The sequence below is a fragment of the Pedococcus sp. P2_D9 genome, assembly GCF_056404275.1.
This window is the reverse complement of sequence record NZ_JBFUEI010000006.1, coordinates 1-17,894: the sequence shown is the minus strand read 5'-3', so window position 1 is coordinate 17,894 and position 17,894 is coordinate 1. Positions and strand designations below refer to the sequence as shown.

General features: G+C 65.2%; 16 protein-coding genes and 1 pseudogene. All 17 read right to left on the bottom strand.

What is annotated here, in order from left to right:
* Positions 1–230: 230 nt before the first annotated feature.
* Positions 231–818, bottom strand: coding sequence for an amino acid synthesis family protein (locus tag AC1DXJ_RS11370; protein WP_477636962.1), 588 nt, complete (start codon positions 816–818; stop codon positions 231–233).
* Positions 819–918: 100 nt separating this feature from the next.
* Complete coding sequence (locus AC1DXJ_RS11365) at positions 919–2,151, bottom strand: cytochrome P450 (RefSeq protein WP_477636961.1); 1,233 nt, start codon at positions 2,149–2,151, stop codon at positions 919–921.
* A gap of 12 nt (positions 2,152–2,163) precedes the next feature.
* Entirely contained in the window at positions 2,164–3,135 is a 972-nt protein-coding gene (locus tag AC1DXJ_RS11360; RefSeq protein WP_477636960.1) for a PDR/VanB family oxidoreductase, read from the bottom strand.
* Positions 3,136–3,298: 163 nt separating this feature from the next.
* Entirely contained in the window at positions 3,299–4,537 is a 1,239-nt protein-coding gene (locus AC1DXJ_RS11355) for a pyridoxal phosphate-dependent aminotransferase (protein WP_477636959.1), read from the bottom strand.
* Positions 4,538–4,604: 67 nt separating this feature from the next.
* Positions 4,605–5,366: an SDR family oxidoreductase gene (locus AC1DXJ_RS11350; protein ID WP_477637094.1), complete on the bottom strand. Its 762-nt coding sequence runs from the start codon at positions 5,364–5,366 to the stop codon at positions 4,605–4,607.
* 79 nt (positions 5,367–5,445) lie between these two features.
* Entirely contained in the window at positions 5,446–7,116 is a 1,671-nt protein-coding gene (locus AC1DXJ_RS11345; protein ID WP_477636958.1) for a thiamine pyrophosphate-binding protein, read from the bottom strand.
* Positions 7,117–7,364: 248 nt separating this feature from the next.
* Entirely contained in the window at positions 7,365–8,042 is a 678-nt protein-coding gene (locus tag AC1DXJ_RS11340) for a GntR family transcriptional regulator (RefSeq protein WP_477636957.1), read from the bottom strand.
* Positions 8,043–8,107: 65 nt separating this feature from the next.
* Complete coding sequence (locus AC1DXJ_RS11335) at positions 8,108–8,797, bottom strand: hypothetical protein (RefSeq protein ID WP_477636956.1); 690 nt, start codon at positions 8,795–8,797, stop codon at positions 8,108–8,110.
* On the bottom strand, positions 8,794–9,648 hold the full coding sequence (locus AC1DXJ_RS11330) for an alpha/beta fold hydrolase (protein WP_477636955.1): 855 nt from the start codon (positions 9,646–9,648) through the stop codon (positions 8,794–8,796). The genes AC1DXJ_RS11335 and AC1DXJ_RS11330 overlap by 4 nt, the downstream gene beginning before the upstream one ends.
* Positions 9,649–9,656: 8 nt before the next feature.
* Complete coding sequence (locus AC1DXJ_RS11325; RefSeq protein WP_477636954.1) at positions 9,657–10,304, bottom strand: cyclase family protein; 648 nt, start codon at positions 10,302–10,304, stop codon at positions 9,657–9,659.
* The gene (locus AC1DXJ_RS11320; RefSeq protein ID WP_477636953.1) at positions 10,301–12,256 is read right to left on the bottom strand and encodes a flavin-containing monooxygenase; all 1,956 of its coding nucleotides are present in this window, start codon (positions 12,254–12,256) and stop codon (positions 10,301–10,303) included. Before AC1DXJ_RS11320 ends, AC1DXJ_RS11325 begins: the two co-directional genes overlap by 4 nt.
* Before the next feature lie 94 nt (positions 12,257–12,350).
* A complete protein-coding gene (locus AC1DXJ_RS11315) occupies positions 12,351–13,532 on the bottom strand; it encodes an MFS transporter (RefSeq protein WP_477636952.1) in 1,182 nt (393 codons plus the stop codon).
* Positions 13,533–13,571: 39 nt separating this feature from the next.
* A complete protein-coding gene (locus AC1DXJ_RS11310; RefSeq protein ID WP_477636951.1) occupies positions 13,572–14,753 on the bottom strand; it encodes an amidohydrolase family protein in 1,182 nt (393 codons plus the stop codon).
* 63 nt (positions 14,754–14,816) lie between these two features.
* Entirely contained in the window at positions 14,817–15,659 is an 843-nt protein-coding gene (locus AC1DXJ_RS11305) for an ABC transporter ATP-binding protein (protein WP_477636950.1), read from the bottom strand.
* On the bottom strand, positions 15,656–16,672 hold the full coding sequence (locus AC1DXJ_RS11300; RefSeq protein WP_477636949.1) for an ABC transporter substrate-binding protein: 1,017 nt from the start codon (positions 16,670–16,672) through the stop codon (positions 15,656–15,658). Before AC1DXJ_RS11300 ends, AC1DXJ_RS11305 begins: the two co-directional genes overlap by 4 nt.
* Positions 16,669–17,493, bottom strand: coding sequence for an ABC transporter permease (locus tag AC1DXJ_RS11295; RefSeq protein WP_477636948.1), 825 nt, complete (start codon positions 17,491–17,493; stop codon positions 16,669–16,671). The genes AC1DXJ_RS11300 and AC1DXJ_RS11295 overlap by 4 nt, the downstream gene beginning before the upstream one ends.
* A 189-nt stretch (positions 17,494–17,682) precedes the next feature.
* A pseudogene (locus AC1DXJ_RS11290) lies at positions 17,683–17,894 on the bottom strand (LysR family transcriptional regulator); the annotation flags it as partial.

Below are 17,894 nucleotides of genomic sequence, written 5' to 3'. Positions count from 1 at the left end.
TGAAGATCAGAAGTGGTGGCCCGGCCCTCCCGTTACCTTCAAACAGGCCCTCCCACATCGAGCGCGCCCAGTCCAGGTCGTCCAACCGCATCGTCGGGGTCAATAGAGGGCGTCCATGATCTCCCCGACCGCGCCGTCCCACGACTCCAATGAGGCGAATTTCAACGGCGTGATGATTTGGAAGTTCAGCCACCAGGTTGGGATGCATCACCCCGCCCAGGACGCGAGCACTACATCTGCAGCTTGGCCAGCGCCTGCTCTTTCGTCCACCCACCGAGTCGGTCCTCCACCCTCGGCCCGGAGGCCACAGCCAGAATCATCATAATCTCATTCGGCAGCGGAGCGTCGGCCACGGTAACGGTCATCCCGTCGTAGTGCGAGCGCACAAACACATCATCCTTGAAACACAGCGGGATATCCACGGAGGTTCCTGCCGAGCATCGCTTACTCACGGAGGGGGGTGGGGCGACTGCATCGCCGATTGCTGGCCTTATCGCGCCGCCGAAGACGGACGTCTTGCACGCGACCCCATGTTCTTGTTCGCCCGCAACCCCTACGACCGCCGCCTTGCCGTAACTCTCCACCGGAACCCCGAGAGTCTCGGCAGCCCGGGACCCCAAGAGGGCTCCAATCTTTGCGCTGGGCTCAATGAGCTTCGTCAGATCCTGCGAAAAGGGTTGGCCCGCGTACGGATTTTCGAACACAGCCGCGATCGCCACCTTACGCAAAGGCTCACCATTGTTGGGTCTGGCCTCGAAGTAGATTTCCTCAACCACCGTAACAAGCTTGCGAATTGYCAGGCTATGGCTGTTAGTCATGGTTTAACCTCGTTCTCGGTGTCGCTCTTTTGACGAACCGCCAGCAGGGAATCCCATGGCCCTCGCGACCGGACCGACGTGCCGACAGGTTTCTATACCCTCATCTGTCATGAGCTAGCTCCATTCGCAATGGTATTGAGCCCCAGCCACGGAGCGCGTTGTTGGGGTGCCAAGTTACGGGCCCCGCAAGCTCGATACGCTCGACCCGCTCCACGAGCACGGCGAGAAGCTGCGCGGCCTCCAAGCGCGCGGCATGCTGTCCGGCGCACTGGTGGATGCCCATACCGAAGGCGACATGCCCTGAGGGGTCCCGTGAGAGGTCGAACTTGTCCGGGTTTCTCCACCTGCGAGGGTCACGGTTGGCGGCGCCGTAACAGATGAGCACCCGGGCTCCGGTGGGGATGGTGACGCCAGAGATGATCACGTCGGCCGCACTTTTGCGGAAGAGCATCTGGACGGGCGATTCCAGGCGGATTGCCTCGTCGAACGCCACCCGCGCGAGGTTCGGGTTGTCCCGAAGTGCGTTCCATTGATCCGGGTTGGTCGCGAGCGCGTAGAGCAGCGCTGCCAACCCGTACACAGTGGTGTCCACGCCCGCCTTCGGCAGAGAACGAACGAGGCGCGGAGCATTCTCGGGTAGCAGGTCACCTCGGTCTGTCGCCGCCCAGATGTCAGCTCCGAAGCCTTTCGGCTTGAGAGAGTCACGTTCACACACACTGCCGGCCCACTCCTCGAGCTCATCGCGCCGAGCGTCGCCCGCGATGACCAGATCGTTCGTAGGCCCAACGCGATTGAAGTGGTCGTCGGCGTAGGGCACCAGGTTCTCGCGACCCACATCGGTGATCCCAGCGGCGTCGGGGAAAAAGTCCACCGGGAGCACTGACGCAATATCCTTAAACCCGTCCACTTCCACCGTGTCACCGGCCCGGTGTCCGTCGAGCAGCTCCCCTATGAGACCGTCAGCCTTCCGCCTGCACTCATCGGCCATAGATCGCAGGACGCGCGCAGACATAATCGAGGTCAATACCTCGCGGAGAGCGTCATGCTCGGGCGGGTCGGTGCGCAGAATCGTCTGGGGGACGCCCTCTGGAGCCGGGTGGAAGCTTGTTCCGGTGCCCGACACCATTTGCTGCCAGTTCGAGAGAACCTCGTGGACTTCGTCGTACCGGCCGACCGCGTGGACGTTGTACTTGGGCAGGAACGCAATCGGGCCGACCTCACGCAGCCGTGCGTGGAAGGGATAGGGGTTCTCCAAGTTCTCGGCTGAGAACGGGTCCTCGTCCAGAACCGGAGCGCGCTTCCCACTCACTGTGTCGTCCAAGTTGAGTGTCATCTCTATACCCTTCTATAGATCCAGCACGATCCGGTCGCTGATCGATCGTGAGACGCAGACGAACATTCGATCGTTCTTGGCCCGCTCGTCGTCGGTCAGCAATGAGTCCCGATGATCCGGCACCCCGCACAACACCGACACCTCGCAGGTGCCGCAGATGCCCTGTCTGCAGGAGGACAAGACTGGCTTGTCCACTCGGTTCAAGACGTCGAGCACGGACTCGTTGGGCTTGACGGTGACGGACATCTCCGACCGGGCGAGCTCGACGGTGAACGGCTCTGAACGAACCGGGGCTGGTTGGGTGGCCGCAACGAACCGCTCGAACCGCACGAACCCGGGCTGCCAGGCGGCAGTTGCAGACTTCACTGCTGACAGCAGTGGTTCAGGCCCGCAGCAATAGACCTGTGCACCTTCGACCGACTCTGCCAGGTAGGTCAGGTCGAGAAGCCCCGAGGTGTCCTGCGGGCAGACCGTGACGCGGTCGCCATACTGTTCCAACTCTTTCAGGAACGCCATGGAATCACGTGACCGTCCGCCATAGAGGAGGTGCCAGTCGACCCCCAGCCTGTCGGCGCTTGAGATCATCGCCATGATGGGCGTGATTCCGATACCGCCCGCGATGAACTCGTATCGCTTGGCCTGGGCCAGCGCGAAGTTGTTTCGTGGTGTGCCGACGCTGAGCACATCGCCGATGGCAAGATTATCGTGGATGAATGCAGACCCACCGCGAGACTGGCGCTCTCGCAGAACCGCAATCTCGTAGGCGCCTGAGTCCCAGCGGTCACCGCACAGGGAGTATTGACGTGCCACGGGCTCTGACTGGTCGAGCGGGAGAATCAGGTCGATGTGTGCCCCCGGCGTCCAGTACGGCAGCCGCTTACCGGAGGGCTCTTCGAGGCGCAGCCGGATGACATCGTCGGCAATCACATCTTTTTGTGTGATTCGCACAGAATTGTTTCCGGACAATCCTGTCTGTGCACTCATTCCTGCTCCATCTCAGCCGATCCGTTCAGGCTCTGGGCGGACGAACAACTGCGTTATGCGGCCAGGCCCTCCGCGCATGACGACAGCAACACTAAGTCACCTGTACTACGATGTTATGATGTGAGCGTAACACAGGATACTGGACGGAGGAAGGCTCGGCGACTCAGGCGAAGAAGCGTTGCAGCCGCTCGACCCCCTCCGCGAGGGCTTCGTCGGCCAAGGCGAACGACAAGCGCAGGTAGCCGCTGGGACCGAAGGCCTCGCCCGGTACCACCGCCACCTCTCCAGCCGTCAGGATCAGCTCAGCCAGTTCCACGGTGTTCGTCGGCCTGGTCCCCGCCCAGTCACGACCGAGCAGCCGGCTGACGTCGGGATAGACGTAGAACGCACCCTGTGGCACCGGGACCCGGACGCCCTCTATGCAGTCGAGACCCTTGACCAGGGTCTTCCTGCGCTGATCGAAGGACGCCCGGAACGCCTCGAGGCAGTCCTGCGGGCCCGTCAGCGCGGCGAGGGCAGCCTGCTGGCAGACGTTCGCGACGTTGCTCGTCAGGTGCGACTGGAGGTTGGCCACGGCCCGCGCTACGTCGCTGGGGGCGACCATCCACCCGACGCGCCAGCCCGTCATGGCGTAGCTCTTGGCCACTCCGTCCAGCACAAGGGTCTGCTCTGCCAGCTCAGGAACGACCTTGAGGATGCCCGCGCATTCGGCGTCGTCATAGACCAGGTCCTTGTAGATCTCGTCAGTGACCACCCAGATCCGGCGAGAGAGCGCCCATTCCCCGATGGACCGTGTCTCCTCAGGAGTGTAGACGGCACCCGTCGGGTTCGAGGGTGACACGAACACCAGTGCCTTCGTCCGTGGCGTGCAGGCCTTCTCGAGCTGGTCGACCGTCACTTTGTATCCTTGATCCGCGCCCGAGAACACCGGAACGGGCAGCCCGTCGGCGAGTCGGATCACCTCCGGGTAGGTCGTCCAGTGCGGGCTGGGGAGCAGCACTTCGTCCCCCGGGTCGATGATCGCCTGGAACGCCTGGTAGACCGCCTGTTTGCCCCCGTTGGTCACGACAACGTGGGACGCGGGGACCTCGTGGCCGGTTCGAGAGGATGTCTGGGCGGCAATGACTTCACGCAGCTCCGGCAGGCCAGCAGCGGGTGAGTAGCGGAAGTTGCCAGGGTCCTCGAGCGCACGAGCCGCAGCTTCGACCACATGCGCCGGCGTGTCGAAATCTGGTTCACCGGCGGCGAACCCGATGACCGGGCGTCCCGCTGCCCGCAGGGCCTTGGCCCTGGCGTCGGTCTTGAGAGTGACCGACTCGCCCAGCGCCAACAGCCGGCGCGAGACCGAGGAGGGCGCGTGGCGACTGGTTCCGGACAAGGCGTGGGTCACGAGCGACTCCATTTCCACGGGGCCTTCCGGCGTGGATGCTCCCCGCTGGCCCGGCTGCCTGCCCATTGCGACATGGCTGTCATGGCAACATGGCTTGCCAGATGTCCTCAGGCCCCATCAGGGCCTCACCGCCACCGTCGATGAAGATGAGCTGGCCGGAGATCTTCGAGTTGCTGGGGTCGGCGAGGAAGCCGATGACCGCTGCGATCTCCCGGGCCGTAGCCATTCCACCCAGAGGCATGGGCCTCTGGACCGCCAGCCGCTCCTGCTCGGCCGGGTCTCGCTGGGCAATCATCTCTGTGGACACGGCACCAGGCCCGACCGCGTTGAGCGCTATTCCTGCCCCCGCCCACTCGGGACGGGTTGCGTTGCGGCGAATCCATCTGGCTATCGCGCGCTTGCTGCTCCCGTACAACAGGTGGCCGCGGTCCGGGTCTCGACGGATGAGTGCGAGGGCCCTGCCTTCATCTCCGGCCAGACACGCCTCGACGAGGTCCTCCCACACGGGCTTGAGCACCGACCGCGACGCGACGACCACGGCGCGCGGCGCTTCGGGTCGCAACATCGGTCGCAGCCGTTCGAGTGTCTCCACGGCGCCGAAATAGTTGACCTGGATCGTCAGCTCGTCTTCGGTGAGCACCCCGGCGTTGGCCACGACGACGTCGATGCCGTCGGGGCACAGGTCACGCACTCCCGCCTCGAGTGCCGCGCGCCCGTCCGAAGTGGCCAGGTCGACATCGAGCTCGGCTCCAGTCAGGTCCGCACCGACCACGCGAACACCCTGCGACGTCAGCAACTCAACCGTAGCCCGGCCGATTCCTCGACTCGAACCGGTGACCACTGCCGTACGTCGGCGCGCATCCTGCTGACTCACGTGAAGCTCCCTGATCCGAGACGACGACGGCCCACACGGGTTGCCATCACTTGTACTTCTTGAAGACGTCCTTGCGGAAGCTGAACAAGATCTCCGGGTTCACTCGCACGTCGATCACGGTCGGCACGCGCTCCGCGAACGCCTCCTTGATGGCCAGCTCGAGACCCTGGGCGCTGTCGGCCGCGATGCCCTTGATGCCGAAAGCCTCCGCGATCGCCGCGAAGTCGTGCTGCGGAAGGTCCGTCCCGATGTAGCGCTTGTCGTAGAAATCATGCTGGTACGCCTTCTCGGCACCCCAGGCAGAGTTGTTCATGACGATCATCGTCACGGGGATGTCGTGCTCGAGGGCCGTGCTGATCTCAGCAATCGTGTACAGCGCACCACCGTCGCCGAGCAGGGCCACCGACGGCCGGTCGGGGCAGGCCAGCTGGGCGCCGATGGCAGCGGGGAACGCGAACCCCAGGGAGGCGAAGTCCAACGGCGTGAACAGCGACGGAGTCAGCCGGTGATCCAGCGCCTCGGACGCCTTGAGGCACCAGGTGCCGGCATCGAGAGTGATGATCGCCTCCCGGGGAAGGGTCTGACGCAGGGTGTGGAAGAAGGTTTGATCGTCCATCGGAGTGCAGTCCCGGGACTCGGGGACACTCGCGCGCTCGTCTCGAAGGTCCGCCGCTCGCACCTTGACGGACTGGTACCACGTTTCGTCACTGGGTGACGGAGTGGTCTCTGTGGCGTGACTGACCAGTTCTCCCATAAAGGCCCCGGCGTCGGCCATGACGGCGAGCTCCACCGGCCAGTACCGGTTCAACGAGGACGAGTCCACGTCGACCTGGACCAGTCGCGCGTCCTCGCGGAACGTGGTGGGCTCGAAGAAGGTGGAGTTGAACCCGAAGCGAGTGCCCACACCAATGACCAGGTCAGCCTCGGCAACCACCGCGGCCGCAAGGGCGCCGCCACGGGGGCCCATCTGACCCAACATTAGTGGGTGGTCGTTGTTCACCGCGTCCCGATGCCCCGCGGAGGTCACGATCGGGATGTGGCACAGGTCGCTCAGCTGCTCGACCAACCAGCCGGAGCGACTGCTCTTGACACCACCGCCCGCCACGAGGACAGGGCGGTGGGAGGAGTCGATGAGGCGTAGGACGTGGGCGACGGCGTCAGCGTGGCTGGGGTTGGAGGTCTGGAGCTCGGCGCCGAGCTCGACGGCCGGCGCCTCCCCCATGAGCACGTCTCGGGGCAGGTTTACGTGGACCGGTCCCATCGGGTGGCTCATGGCGAGCCGCGCGGCATACTCGATCGTCTTCACGACTCGCTCGGGTCGCAGGACGGTGAAGACAGCCTTGGCCACAGGGCGGATCAGCGCTTCCTGGTCCACCTCCTGGAACGCGTCGTTGTGCCACTGGTCGGTGGAGACGGACCCACCGATCGACAGCAACGGGGTATGCGCTGCCTTCGCCGCGGCCAGGCCCGACACCAGGTTGGTGACACCCGGCCCGCTCTGTCCGGCTAGCACGACACCCACGCTGCCGCTGGCACGGGCGAACCCATCGGCCATGCCCGTTGCCGCGCGTTCGTCGCGCGCACCGATGTAGCGCACTCGTGGATTCGAGTGGAGGCCGTTGTAGATCTCCATCGTCGATGACCCCACCACTCCGAAGACGCAGGTCACGCCCAACTCGGCCAGAAGGTCACTAACTCGTTCGCCCGCAGAAGCCACTTTCGGAGCACCCCTTTCGGTGTCGGTACAGGTGCTGCGCCGACGTCATTCATCTCGTCATACGAAATCCTTGTCATACAGTACGACGATAATGCGAGATTGTCACCTCCAATTATGGAAAAGACCCAAGGAGGCGCACTGAGATCCCGGCATCCACCGGTTGAAGTCGCCCGGAAGGATGCGAAAAGCGCCTGTCCCGGCGTCCCGGGACAGGCGCTTTTTTCGCACGCTGTGAGAATGCTCGAGTGTCAGGCGGTGAACTGCCTCACCGCTGCGACAGCGGCTTGGCGCGCGTTCTGCATGTGGGTGGCGTAGGCATCCTGGGCTTCCTGCACGGCACCGGACGTCATCAACTCGTGAACCGTTCGCAGTTCCTCGATCCCGTCACGAATCCGCTCGGTGGACAGCGACGCGAGACGAACCCGAGCGACGCGCCAGTAGATCCTCTGAGCGAGCACCGAGATGGCGTCGTTGTGGGCCCCCTCGAACAGCACGTCGTAGAAGGCCTGCTTCGCCGCAAGAACGCGCCGGGCCTCACCGCTGGCGTGAGCGAGTTCGAGGGTGCCGAAGGCGTCCGCGAGCCGCGCCCACTCGTCCTGGGACGCGCGCCCGATGAACAGCATGACGGCGAACGACTCGAGCACCTCACGGATCTCGTACAGGTCACGGATGTCGTGTTCGTCGACCTTGGCCACCGTCGGGCCCTTGCCAGGGACGATCTCGATGAGGCCTTCGCTCTCGAGCTGTCGCAGGGCCTCCCGCACGGTGGTGCGACTCGTACCCAGGAGTTCGCACAGGTCAGCCTCGGTAACCCGCTGCCCTGGCTCGAACTGGCTGGCCAGCAGGTTGCGCAGGTTGATGGTTGCCTGCTCGCGCACCGGCGCCGCGCTCCGAGCAACCCGGAATCCCTCCGCGAGGTCTGTCATGATCCACTACCTTTCGCCATAGAAGTCATCATACTGTACGACAAGGCTCGCCGGAGGTCCTTCAGCTAAGCATGAGGGGGCTGCGGCAGCGGCTCGAAGACGTGGCGCGCCGAGGTGCGGTGCCACTCGTTGTGGGAGAGTCGCTCGCGCCAGGCGGTTGAGCGAGCACGTTCGCGGGCCGGACTCTGCAGCGCCTCTCGACTGCGCAGGGAGTGGATGGCCACGTGCGTCCAGGCGTTCGGCGCCTCGAGGCCGGGAGCCCCGCCGCCGCGGTCGTTCTCGAGACAACGGTAGATCTGACAGCCGGCCCACAACGGCTCCTGGAGCATGATCGGCAGGTGCTCCGTGGCATACCAGGCCTCGAACTCGTTCCAGTAGTCCTCGGGGACCGCGAACGTCACGACATAGGACAGCACGGTGTCGAGCGGATGCCAGGTGTTGCCCTGCGAGATGATCTCCTCGCCCACGAATCGGTCGAAGTCGACGGTGTTCCCGATGACCCTGCGCGTCTCGTCGGACGGGTTCGTTCGCAGCTGCTTGAACTCCGCCGAGTCGAACACGGCGATGTCGGAGACGTCGTAGCGCACGGAGAACTGGGCGGTCTCACCCGAAGCGACGTTCGCGTATCGCCTCGCTCCCTCGATGCCGGGCAGGCTCACTCGCGAGGGAATGTGTTCCTTGTCGTACCACTCGTGGAACGACTGCTCGGATCCCTCAACCGGCGTTGACCACGCAAAGATGACTCCGCTTGTCATGACTGGACCTGACCTTCCGAGCTCACGCTCTCGATGAATTCGGTAACGACCGCAACCACGGACTCGGGGCGGTCGATGTTGGGGCAGTGCGCCCCGGGAACTGTGGCCGCGCGACCGTGCGGTGCCATGTCGGCCAGCTCTGCGGTCCACCCCGGAACGAGGAGACGGTCGTGCTGTCCCTCCACGAACAGGACGGGTGCCTGGCAGGTCGCCAGACGAGCCGCGAGCGGAGGTGGACCGGCCGCATCCCGCTGTGGCGCCCTCACCCTCGCCGCCGACAGAGCCTCCCAGTGCCCGGGCAGCAACCCGTTGACGTGCCGTTCCTTGATGTGGTCGTCCCACCCACTGACATCCTCCACCAACAGGCTGGTGATCCGCCGGGCGTCCTCGAACGACTGGTCATAGCGCTGCAGGTCGTCGAAGGCATCGCCATTTCGGCCGTAGCCCAAGGACCCCCCGATCGAGACGGCCGAKCTCCACGGACGTCTGAACCTCGACCCAGCCGCGGTGACAGCCGCGCTGCCCCCGAACGAGGAGCCGACCAGGTGGGCGCGCTCCGCCCGGACGCCCAGGGAGGCAAAGAATGCCGCGACGACCTCGCCGTGGGCGGCCTGCGGAGGCCGGTCGAAGAAGGTCACCTTGCTGGACGAGCCGTACCCGACCAGGTCGGGGGCGATCACCCGATAGCGCTCCGCCAGCGCCGGCATCACGTGCTCCCAAGCCAGCTTGGCGGAGCTGCCGAACGCACCGTCGTGCAGCAGCACCACCACGTCGTCCGAATGCCGGGGCCCCATGTCGTAGTAGGCGACCTCGATGGCGCCCAATGACGCGGTCAACATGTCCTGGTTCATGACACCCTTCACCATTCGACGACGAAATTGGTCCAACCCGCGTCGCCGCCGCTCATGGCGACGGGAGCGGCCACGACGCGTACCGTGCGCTCCTCGATTCGGGGAAACACGAGGTTCTCCCCGATCAACACATCGGCGCCCAGCAGACCTCGGTGGAGCTGGAAGGCGAAAGACGCATCGCGATCCTGAGCGGGCAGCTCAGGGGTCAGCAGGTCCATCCCGATCAAGCCGAGCTCGAGCTCGGCCGCCCAGACCGCGACCTCCTCGTCCAGGCTCGGATGCTCGAGGTAGCTCGGGTCGCCGAACTTGTCGCCCCACCCGGTGTGGATCAGGAGCATGCCACCCTTGGACGGCTCCGGTCCGCCGGACAGGATGTCAGCGACGGTGATCGTCGTGCCGTAGGCACAGGTCGGGGACGAGATCACGGCTCGTCCGATGAAACGCTCCAGCGGGTACTGGTCGATCGTGCGGCCATCGGCAAACGTGTGACTTGGTGCGTCGATATGCGTTCCCATGTGTGAGGGCGCCGAAACCCGCTGGACCCGGATCGCGTCCCCGCGGTCGATGTCCAGCACGTGCTCGGCTTCCACCGTCGGGAGGACCGGCACGCCCTGCATGCCGGGGACCCAGTAGTGCGACAGCGACTGGACGGTCATGGCGTCACCTCGAGATCGCGAGGCAGGGCCGGAGGCGCAACCTGCGGCGACGCCACACGCGGCCGCAGTACGTGGAACTTGTCCGCGGGAAAGGCGCGGGTCCGGGTCCAGTAGTCGACCACGCGCAGGGGCCAGTTCTGTGACACCCGGCCCGAGGCACTCTTGTACCAGGTCGACTCACCGGAGGCTCCCCATGCCGTGAGGGCGCTGGCCTCGTCGATCTCGGTTACGAAGTCCTCCAGGGACTCCACGCTGCAGTCGACCGCGCCTCCACCGTTCTGGTCGAGGTACTCAAGCGCCGACATCACGAAGTTGGCGGCGCTCTCGGCGAAGAAGAAGAGGCTGCTGCTCACGACCACGTTCGTATTCGGGCCATACAGGCAGAACAGGTTGGGGAACGCGGGGACGGTGATCCCCATGAACGCCTTGGGGTCGCCGGCCCACACGTCACGCAGCTTGYGGCCGTCGGTGCCGGTGACGTCGACCGGTTTGAGGATCTCCGACGCCTTGAACCCCGTCGCGTAGACGATCACGTCGAAGTCGATGTGCTCGACGTCCGTCTGGACCCCCCGCGCGTCGACGGACTGAATGGCATCGGAGACGAGGCGGACGTTCGGCTGGTGCAGTGCCTTCGCCCATCGCCCGTTGTCGCGCAGGAGGCGCTTGGAATAGGGAGCGTAGGAGGGAATGACCTTCTCCAGCAGATCCGGTCGCTCCGTGTACTGCCGCTCCAGCCCACGCACGAGGTGTTGGCGCAGCTCGTCGTTCTCCGCCGAGACCGAGCCCTGCTTCTTCCACGCCGGATCCACGGTGTAGTAGGGGCGACGAGCGTCGGCCGTGGTCCAGAACTGGTAGGCGCGGTACCAGTTGGAGTAGGTGGGCACGTTCGCAAAAAGCCAGCGCAGGCCGGGCTTGACCTCGTCGGCGTACGCGGGAGTCCACTCCATCCATGGGGCGCTGCGCTGGAAGACCGTCAGGCTGCCCACCCGACCCGCGATCTCGGGGATCACCTGGTAGGCACTCGCACCGGTACCGATGACGGCGACCCGCTGCCCGGTGAGGTCGACGTCGTGGTCCCATCGAGCGGTGTGGAAGGAAGGACCCTCGAAGGAGTCGATCCCCGGAAGGTCGGGAAACTTCGGCTGGTTGAGCTGCCCCACGGCCGAGACCACCGCGGAGAACTCGGCGGTGTATCGCCCGTCGGGACCGACCAGGTCCACTCGCCAGGTGCAGGTGTCCTCGTCGAAGGTCGCGGCGACCACGTCGGTTCCGAAGCGGACGTGTGCGTCTATGCCGTGTTCGGTGGCAACGTCGCGGAGGTAGCCGTACACAGCCTTCTGCAGCGAGAAGTCGTGCGTCCAGTCGTCCCGCGCGGCAAAGGTGTAACTGTAGATGTGGTTGGTGGTGTCGACGCGACAGCCCGGATAGCTGTTCTCGTACCAGACTCCGCCGAAGTCCGGGTTGCGCTCGAAGATGGTGTACGCGATGCCCGCCTGGTCGAGACGTCGCGCCATCGCGATACCAGACATGCCCGCGCCGATGATTGCCACGGAGAGCCCTGGCCCGGCCGGCGAGGCGTGCCAGCGAGGCGCTCCTTGGTCATGGGGGATGTCCAGCTGGTAGCGGAGCATCTCCTCGGTGCCAGCATCGATGGGCGTGCCGACGAGGTACTCGATCAGGTCGCGGTCGAGGGTCCGGGCGTCGGGGTCGAGGCCCAGGTCCGCGATCCGTCGCAAGCCGCTGGCTGCCAGCGCGAGGGCCTCGGCGTCACCATCCGAATCGGCAACCGTCCGCCCCAGGAACCTGTGGGAGTGCGGCCTGTGTGCACCGTCGATGTACCGGCGGTCTCCAGTGAGATGTGTCAATGCCGCAAGCAGCGGCACCAGCGCACCTTGGCCGACGAGCTCGGCCAGCTGGGTTTCGGTCAGTACATCGCCTTCGAGAACCTTCACATCAACTCTCTCGTCCTGTGGTCGCCATTCCTGGCGATACCTCGTTCGGGGCTCCGCGATCGTTACTGATCGTATCGTAGTACAGTCTTACTGTCTATCGATCTCCCAGTCTGGCTCGCAGCCAGCCGCGGGCCACCGCGCAGGCCGCCAGGTAGCAGAGGGCGCACGCGACCCAGGCGGGCACATAGGAGCCCTTCAGGTCGACGAGACTCCCGAACAGGACCGGGCCTGCCGAAAAGCCCGCGAACTGCCCCATCGCCAGAACTCCAGAGGAGATGCCGACCGCCGCTCGATCGACGGAGCGCACGAGAACCACGGTCGTGACGACGATGGCCGCGACAGCAGCGAACCCATGCGTCATCACCCCTGCCCAGAACAGCGTCGGTTGGTTTCCCCGGCCCGCTCCCCAGAGGAGCAGGCTGCCCAGGGCAGAGGCCAGGGCCAAGGTGACCAGGAGGTACTCGGGAGTGGCGATGACATCCGACAGCCATCCCAAGGCGAGGCGTGCCATCAGTCCCACCGCTCCCGCCAGTGTCATGGACAGCGCCGCGGTCGTCGGGTTGAAACCGAGTTGCTCGTGCGCAAAGAGAGGCAGGTAGGCGTTGGTTGCCTGGATGGGCATGCCCATGAGCAGGGAGTAGGCCCCAAGCCACCACACGGGCACGGGCATCGCCGCCGCCGCGGATCGAAGTCGAGAGGTCTGCGCGCGCGCCGAGCGCGGCACGGCTCGAACGGTCAGTACGACGTTCAGCCCGGGTAGGAGGAGGAGGACCAGGATCGCGGCCCGCCAGCCCACGACCGATGCCGCCAGCGGGAGCATGAGCCCGAGGAACATCTGGGTCAGGGGAATACCTGCCTGTTTGAGTCCCACGATGACCCCACTGCCTCGCCGGCTCAGCTGCGCTGAAAGCAACTGATTCGTCGTGGGGTTGCCGAGGGCGATCGCAATCCCCGACAACCCAGCCGCAAGCCAGAGGCCCACGACGCTGGAGGCCCAAGCCGCCGTGAGGATCCCCACGGCGGCAGAGGCGCTCAGCACGAGGAGAGCCGAGCGACCGCCGAGTCGATCCACGAAGTAGCCGCTGATCACCGAGGCACACATCGCCACCGCAAACGCGATTCCTGCTATCGCGCCGAACTGTCCTCGCGAAAGCCCGAGGCTCGACACCAAGGTGGGGCTCAGGACCGCCAGCCCGAAGACCACGAGCGGGCCGATCGCCATGGAGTTCACGAGGAGGGCCATGAGGCCCACCGGCGCTCGCGGGTCCTTCGTCACGGGGAACCATGCCCGACGACGTCCGTCTTCCACAGTCAGTCACTCACGCGAAGGCCTCGGCGCCGTGATCGTCACCGTCCTCCTGGTTCGCGGCGAGTAGGCGCTGGGGTTCACCATGACCTCGCCATCGATGATGACCATCGCCACGGCAGGAATGTCACCTCGCGCCAGGGCGGAAACCGCATCAGACGCAACCGAGCCGAGCGGGGCATCCACGACGCAAAGGTCCGCTGGCTGCCCCACGGCGATGCGGCCGCCGGGGATCTGAAAGGCATCGGCAACACAGCCGGACCCCCAAGCCCACACCTGAGCAGGCGGAAGCGAGCCGAGGGAACTCAGCTCCGCCACTGTCTTCAACATGCCGAGGGGCATGACTCCCACGCCGGTCGGCGTGTCCGTGCCGAGGATCACCCTTGACTCAGCTCCGACATCCCGGACGGCCTCGAGGATGACCAATGCTGAGCGCAGACTGCCGGCCTGGACGATCTGTAGAAGCATCCGGCCGTCGCGCACCAGACGGCGAACGCCCTCGTCGTCCAAGGAGGTCGGGCCTCCGTTGACGTGTCCGGCGATCGTGGGGTCGAGCTCCAACAGCGTGTCAGCGCTCACCGGAACACCATCGATCGCCGTCGGTCCGCCCGAATGTGCTGTGACCACGAACCCGTGCCGGCGAGCGTTACGGATGTCCGTCGCTGCTTGCTCGATGTTCGGATACACGGCGAACCCGTACTTGGCCAGGTTGACGCCGAGTGCGGACATCTCGGACATGTCGCGCTCGGTCAGACCGGGTGCAAGGAGCAGCACACCGGCGTTCACCTTCATGCCGCCGGGACGATGGTGCCGCCAGGAGGCACTGGTCAAGCGCGCCAGCGCTTTGACGCTCTCGGGGTCGGTCGGCCGGTCTGGCAGATGGATCTCACCTGCTGACACCACCTGCGTCACACCACCGTGGACGTACTTCTCCAGGAATCCGACAGCTTGCTGGCGGGGCGTGTAGTCACCGAACAGCACGTGGCTGTGGGAATCCATCAGCCCGGGCGCCACTGTCATCCCCTGGACATCGATCACCCGGCCGCGCGGGCCATCGGACGGACCCAGCCCGACGATGGTTGAGCCCACGATGCGGACTTCGACGGGGTGCGTTTCGGGCTCATCGAGATCCCCCGTGAGCAGACGCCCCACGTTCACGATCGTGGTTACCTGTCCGGCCAAACCTGTCACTGTGCTGTCCTTTGAGCCGGCCCGCGCAGTGCTGCTGGACCATGAATGAAGAGGGGCTGCGCTTCAGCTCGGCTGCACCGAGGAGCTCAGCTTGGCCAGTTCGTCGGCGAATGTCTCCTGCGCACGGCCGGCTCGAGGTGAACGCCCACGAACCGCTTCCCAGACACGCTTGTGGAGAGTCGTGAACTGGTCGGAGACCTGAAAATCGAGCGGCCGTGGCCGTGGCGCCGGGATCTCGATCACTTCCGCCACCACCGAGGGTCGAGACGAGAGCACGATCACCCTGTCGGCCAGGAAGACCGCCTCACGCGTGTCATGCGTGATGAACACGGTGGTTGACGCCGCCTCGACCGAGATTCGCTGCAGCTCGACCTGCAGCTCTTCACGAGTCTGCGCATCCAGCGCGCCGAACGGCTCGTCCATCAACAGCAGGTCGGGCCGAATGGCGAGGGCGCGCGCCAGATTCACCCGTTGCTGCATGCCCCCGGACAACGCGTCCGGATAGTAGTCGGCGTGGTCTTGTAGCCCGACCAGCTCCAACATCTGCATCGCCCGGTCGCGGCGGTCCTGCTTTTTCGGATTCTGTTCGCGACGCACCTTGAGCTCCAGCGAGTACTCGACGTTCTTCAGAGCCGTTCGCCAGGGCATGAGGTGTGCTGCCTGGAAAACCATCGCGGTGCTCTGCTGGCTGGCGCTTCGTTCGATCAAGCCCGAGGTGTTGGGGATCAGTCCGGCAATCATCCTGAGCAGCGTGGTCTTGCCGCAGCCCGATGGTCCGACGACGGCGACGAACTCACCTTGCGCCACATCGAGGGAGACACTGGATATCGCCGTCACCCCGGTGTTCGTCCGAGGGTCCTGAAAGACCTTGGAGACTTCCTGGAGTCTCAGCGCCGTGGCGGTCATTTCTTCCCCGTGATGAAGGAGTTGTCCACGAGGCTGTCCACGTCGACCTGTTTCTTCTGATAGCCCGCGGAGATCAGGGCCGCCTGGACATTCTTCACGCCTTCGACGTCCACCAGACCAGTCGCAGAGGGGGATCGGTCTCCCTTGGCGACGTACACGTCGTACGCTTCTTGGACGACATCGGTGTCGAGCTTCATCTTCTTGGCCAGGATGTCAACCGCCGCGTCGCGGTTCGCCGGGTCCTGAATCCACTGACACCCCTTGGCGTAGGCGGTGGCCCAGCCAGTGGCTGCCTTGGAGTTCTCCTTGAGCCAGCTGGCACTCGCAACGTAGACGCCACCGGCATACCGCGTCGGTCCGGAGTCGATGCTCGCCAGGATGTTGAGCTTGGGGTCGTCCTTGTGCGCTTTGCTGTCCAGCGGAGCGAACACGAACGCCGCATCCACGGCTCCGGACCGAAGTGCAGCCATCCGAGCACTGCCGCCGCCGCCGCCGAACACGGGCTCATACCCCTTGGGTCCGAGGGCCTTGTTCAAGGCGTCGATCGCCACCGCGGTGGTCGCCTGACCCTCGGGAGGAAGGGCAATCTTCAGACCCTTCAAGGAGGCCAGGCCCCCGTTCGCCTCCCCGGGCCCGACGAACGAGGCCGGCATGTCGGACTGTTGCCCGATCATGATCGGCTTGTCCTTGACTTCGCCGGACGCGACGACCTGAACGACGTTGGTGACCTGGGCGATGTCCACCTCGCCTGACTGCAGTGCGCGCAGTGCATCCGCGTCGCCCGAGACCGTCAGGCCCGCTCCCACCGTGACTCCAGCCTCCTTGTAGAAGCCCTTCTCGGTGGCAACGAAGTCGCACCAGCTCAGGAAGTTGGGCGGGTAGATGGCGAGCCGGACCTCAGTGGTGGCAGCCCCGGCGGTCGGTGAGCTCCCGCAGGCCGCCATGGGCAGCAGGAGGGCCAGCGACGCGACCATGAGCGCCGGCTTCCGGAACGAGTTTCGCGACATAGTCATGATGCATTTCCTTGAGGTGTGAGGACGAGTCTGGAGGTGGGTCGAGTGTTCGATCTGCGCGCCCATGGGCTCGCCATTCGCTGGATCGTCTTGACGATGGCTGTGAAGATCAGGCCAAGCACCGCGAGCGTCACCGTGGCCACGAACACCGTCGGTGTGTCGAACGTCTGGGCGCCGCGCAGGAGTAGATAGCCCAGACCAGATCGGGCACCAAAGAGGTCCCCGACCACGACGCCGACCAGTCCTCGTCCGATGGCCAGCTCGATCCCTGTCGCAATCGAAGGGATGCACGCAGGAAGGACGATCTTCCAGAAGTCCTCCCACCCGGAGGACCCGAAGGACTTGCCGACCTCTGAGTGGTGGGCTTCAAGCCTCTCCACCCCGGCTTTGGCGTTGATGACGATCGGGAAGAAAGCGACCAAGGCGACGATCGCCGCCTTCGCCGACAGCCCGAATCCCAGCCAGATGATGAAGAGCGGTGCCAGGGCGAGGTTGGGCACGGCGTACAGACCCGTGATCCACGGCTGGAGGAAGTCCCGGGTTGCCCGGTTCATGCCCATGATCAGGCCGATGGGCACGCCCAGGACGATCATCGACACCAAGCCGAGGGTGAACGACTTCAAGCTGGTCACAACGTGGGGCCACAGGCTCCCGTCAGCCACCATGTGGCCAAGCAGCTGCATGATCTCGCTGGGCGGCGAGATGACGAGCGGGTCGAGGTTGAACGCCCACACGGCGCCCTCCCACAGACACAGTCCGGTCAGGATCGATAAGGCACCCCGCGTCTTGGACCCCGCCAGGGCCTGGACTATTGAACTCACGACATGGACCCTCTTCCGGCCGATCAGGAACGATACCGTCATACGACACTATCACCTGCCCGTATGTCAAGAGATTTTTCCAACTTGGTCCTGGCCCCGCGCATCGGGACTCAACGATGACCACTAGCGCTCACCGTCTTTGCACCGGCACGCGAGACGGTCTGCCTGGACAGCCCGACCAGTCCGGCTTCAGCGCTGGGCGAGCACGAGGAAATCAGCGGCCGTTCCCAGGGTGCGGCGGGAGCCGGTCCAGACCGCCCTGATGGGGCGATGAAGGTCGATTCCCACCACCGGAACGACGGCCAGGTGACCGGCGGCGACGGTATCCCTGACGGCAAGCTTGCTGAGGACGGCGGGAGCGGTCCCGGCCATGGCGGCGACGCGTACTGCGGCGGTGTTGC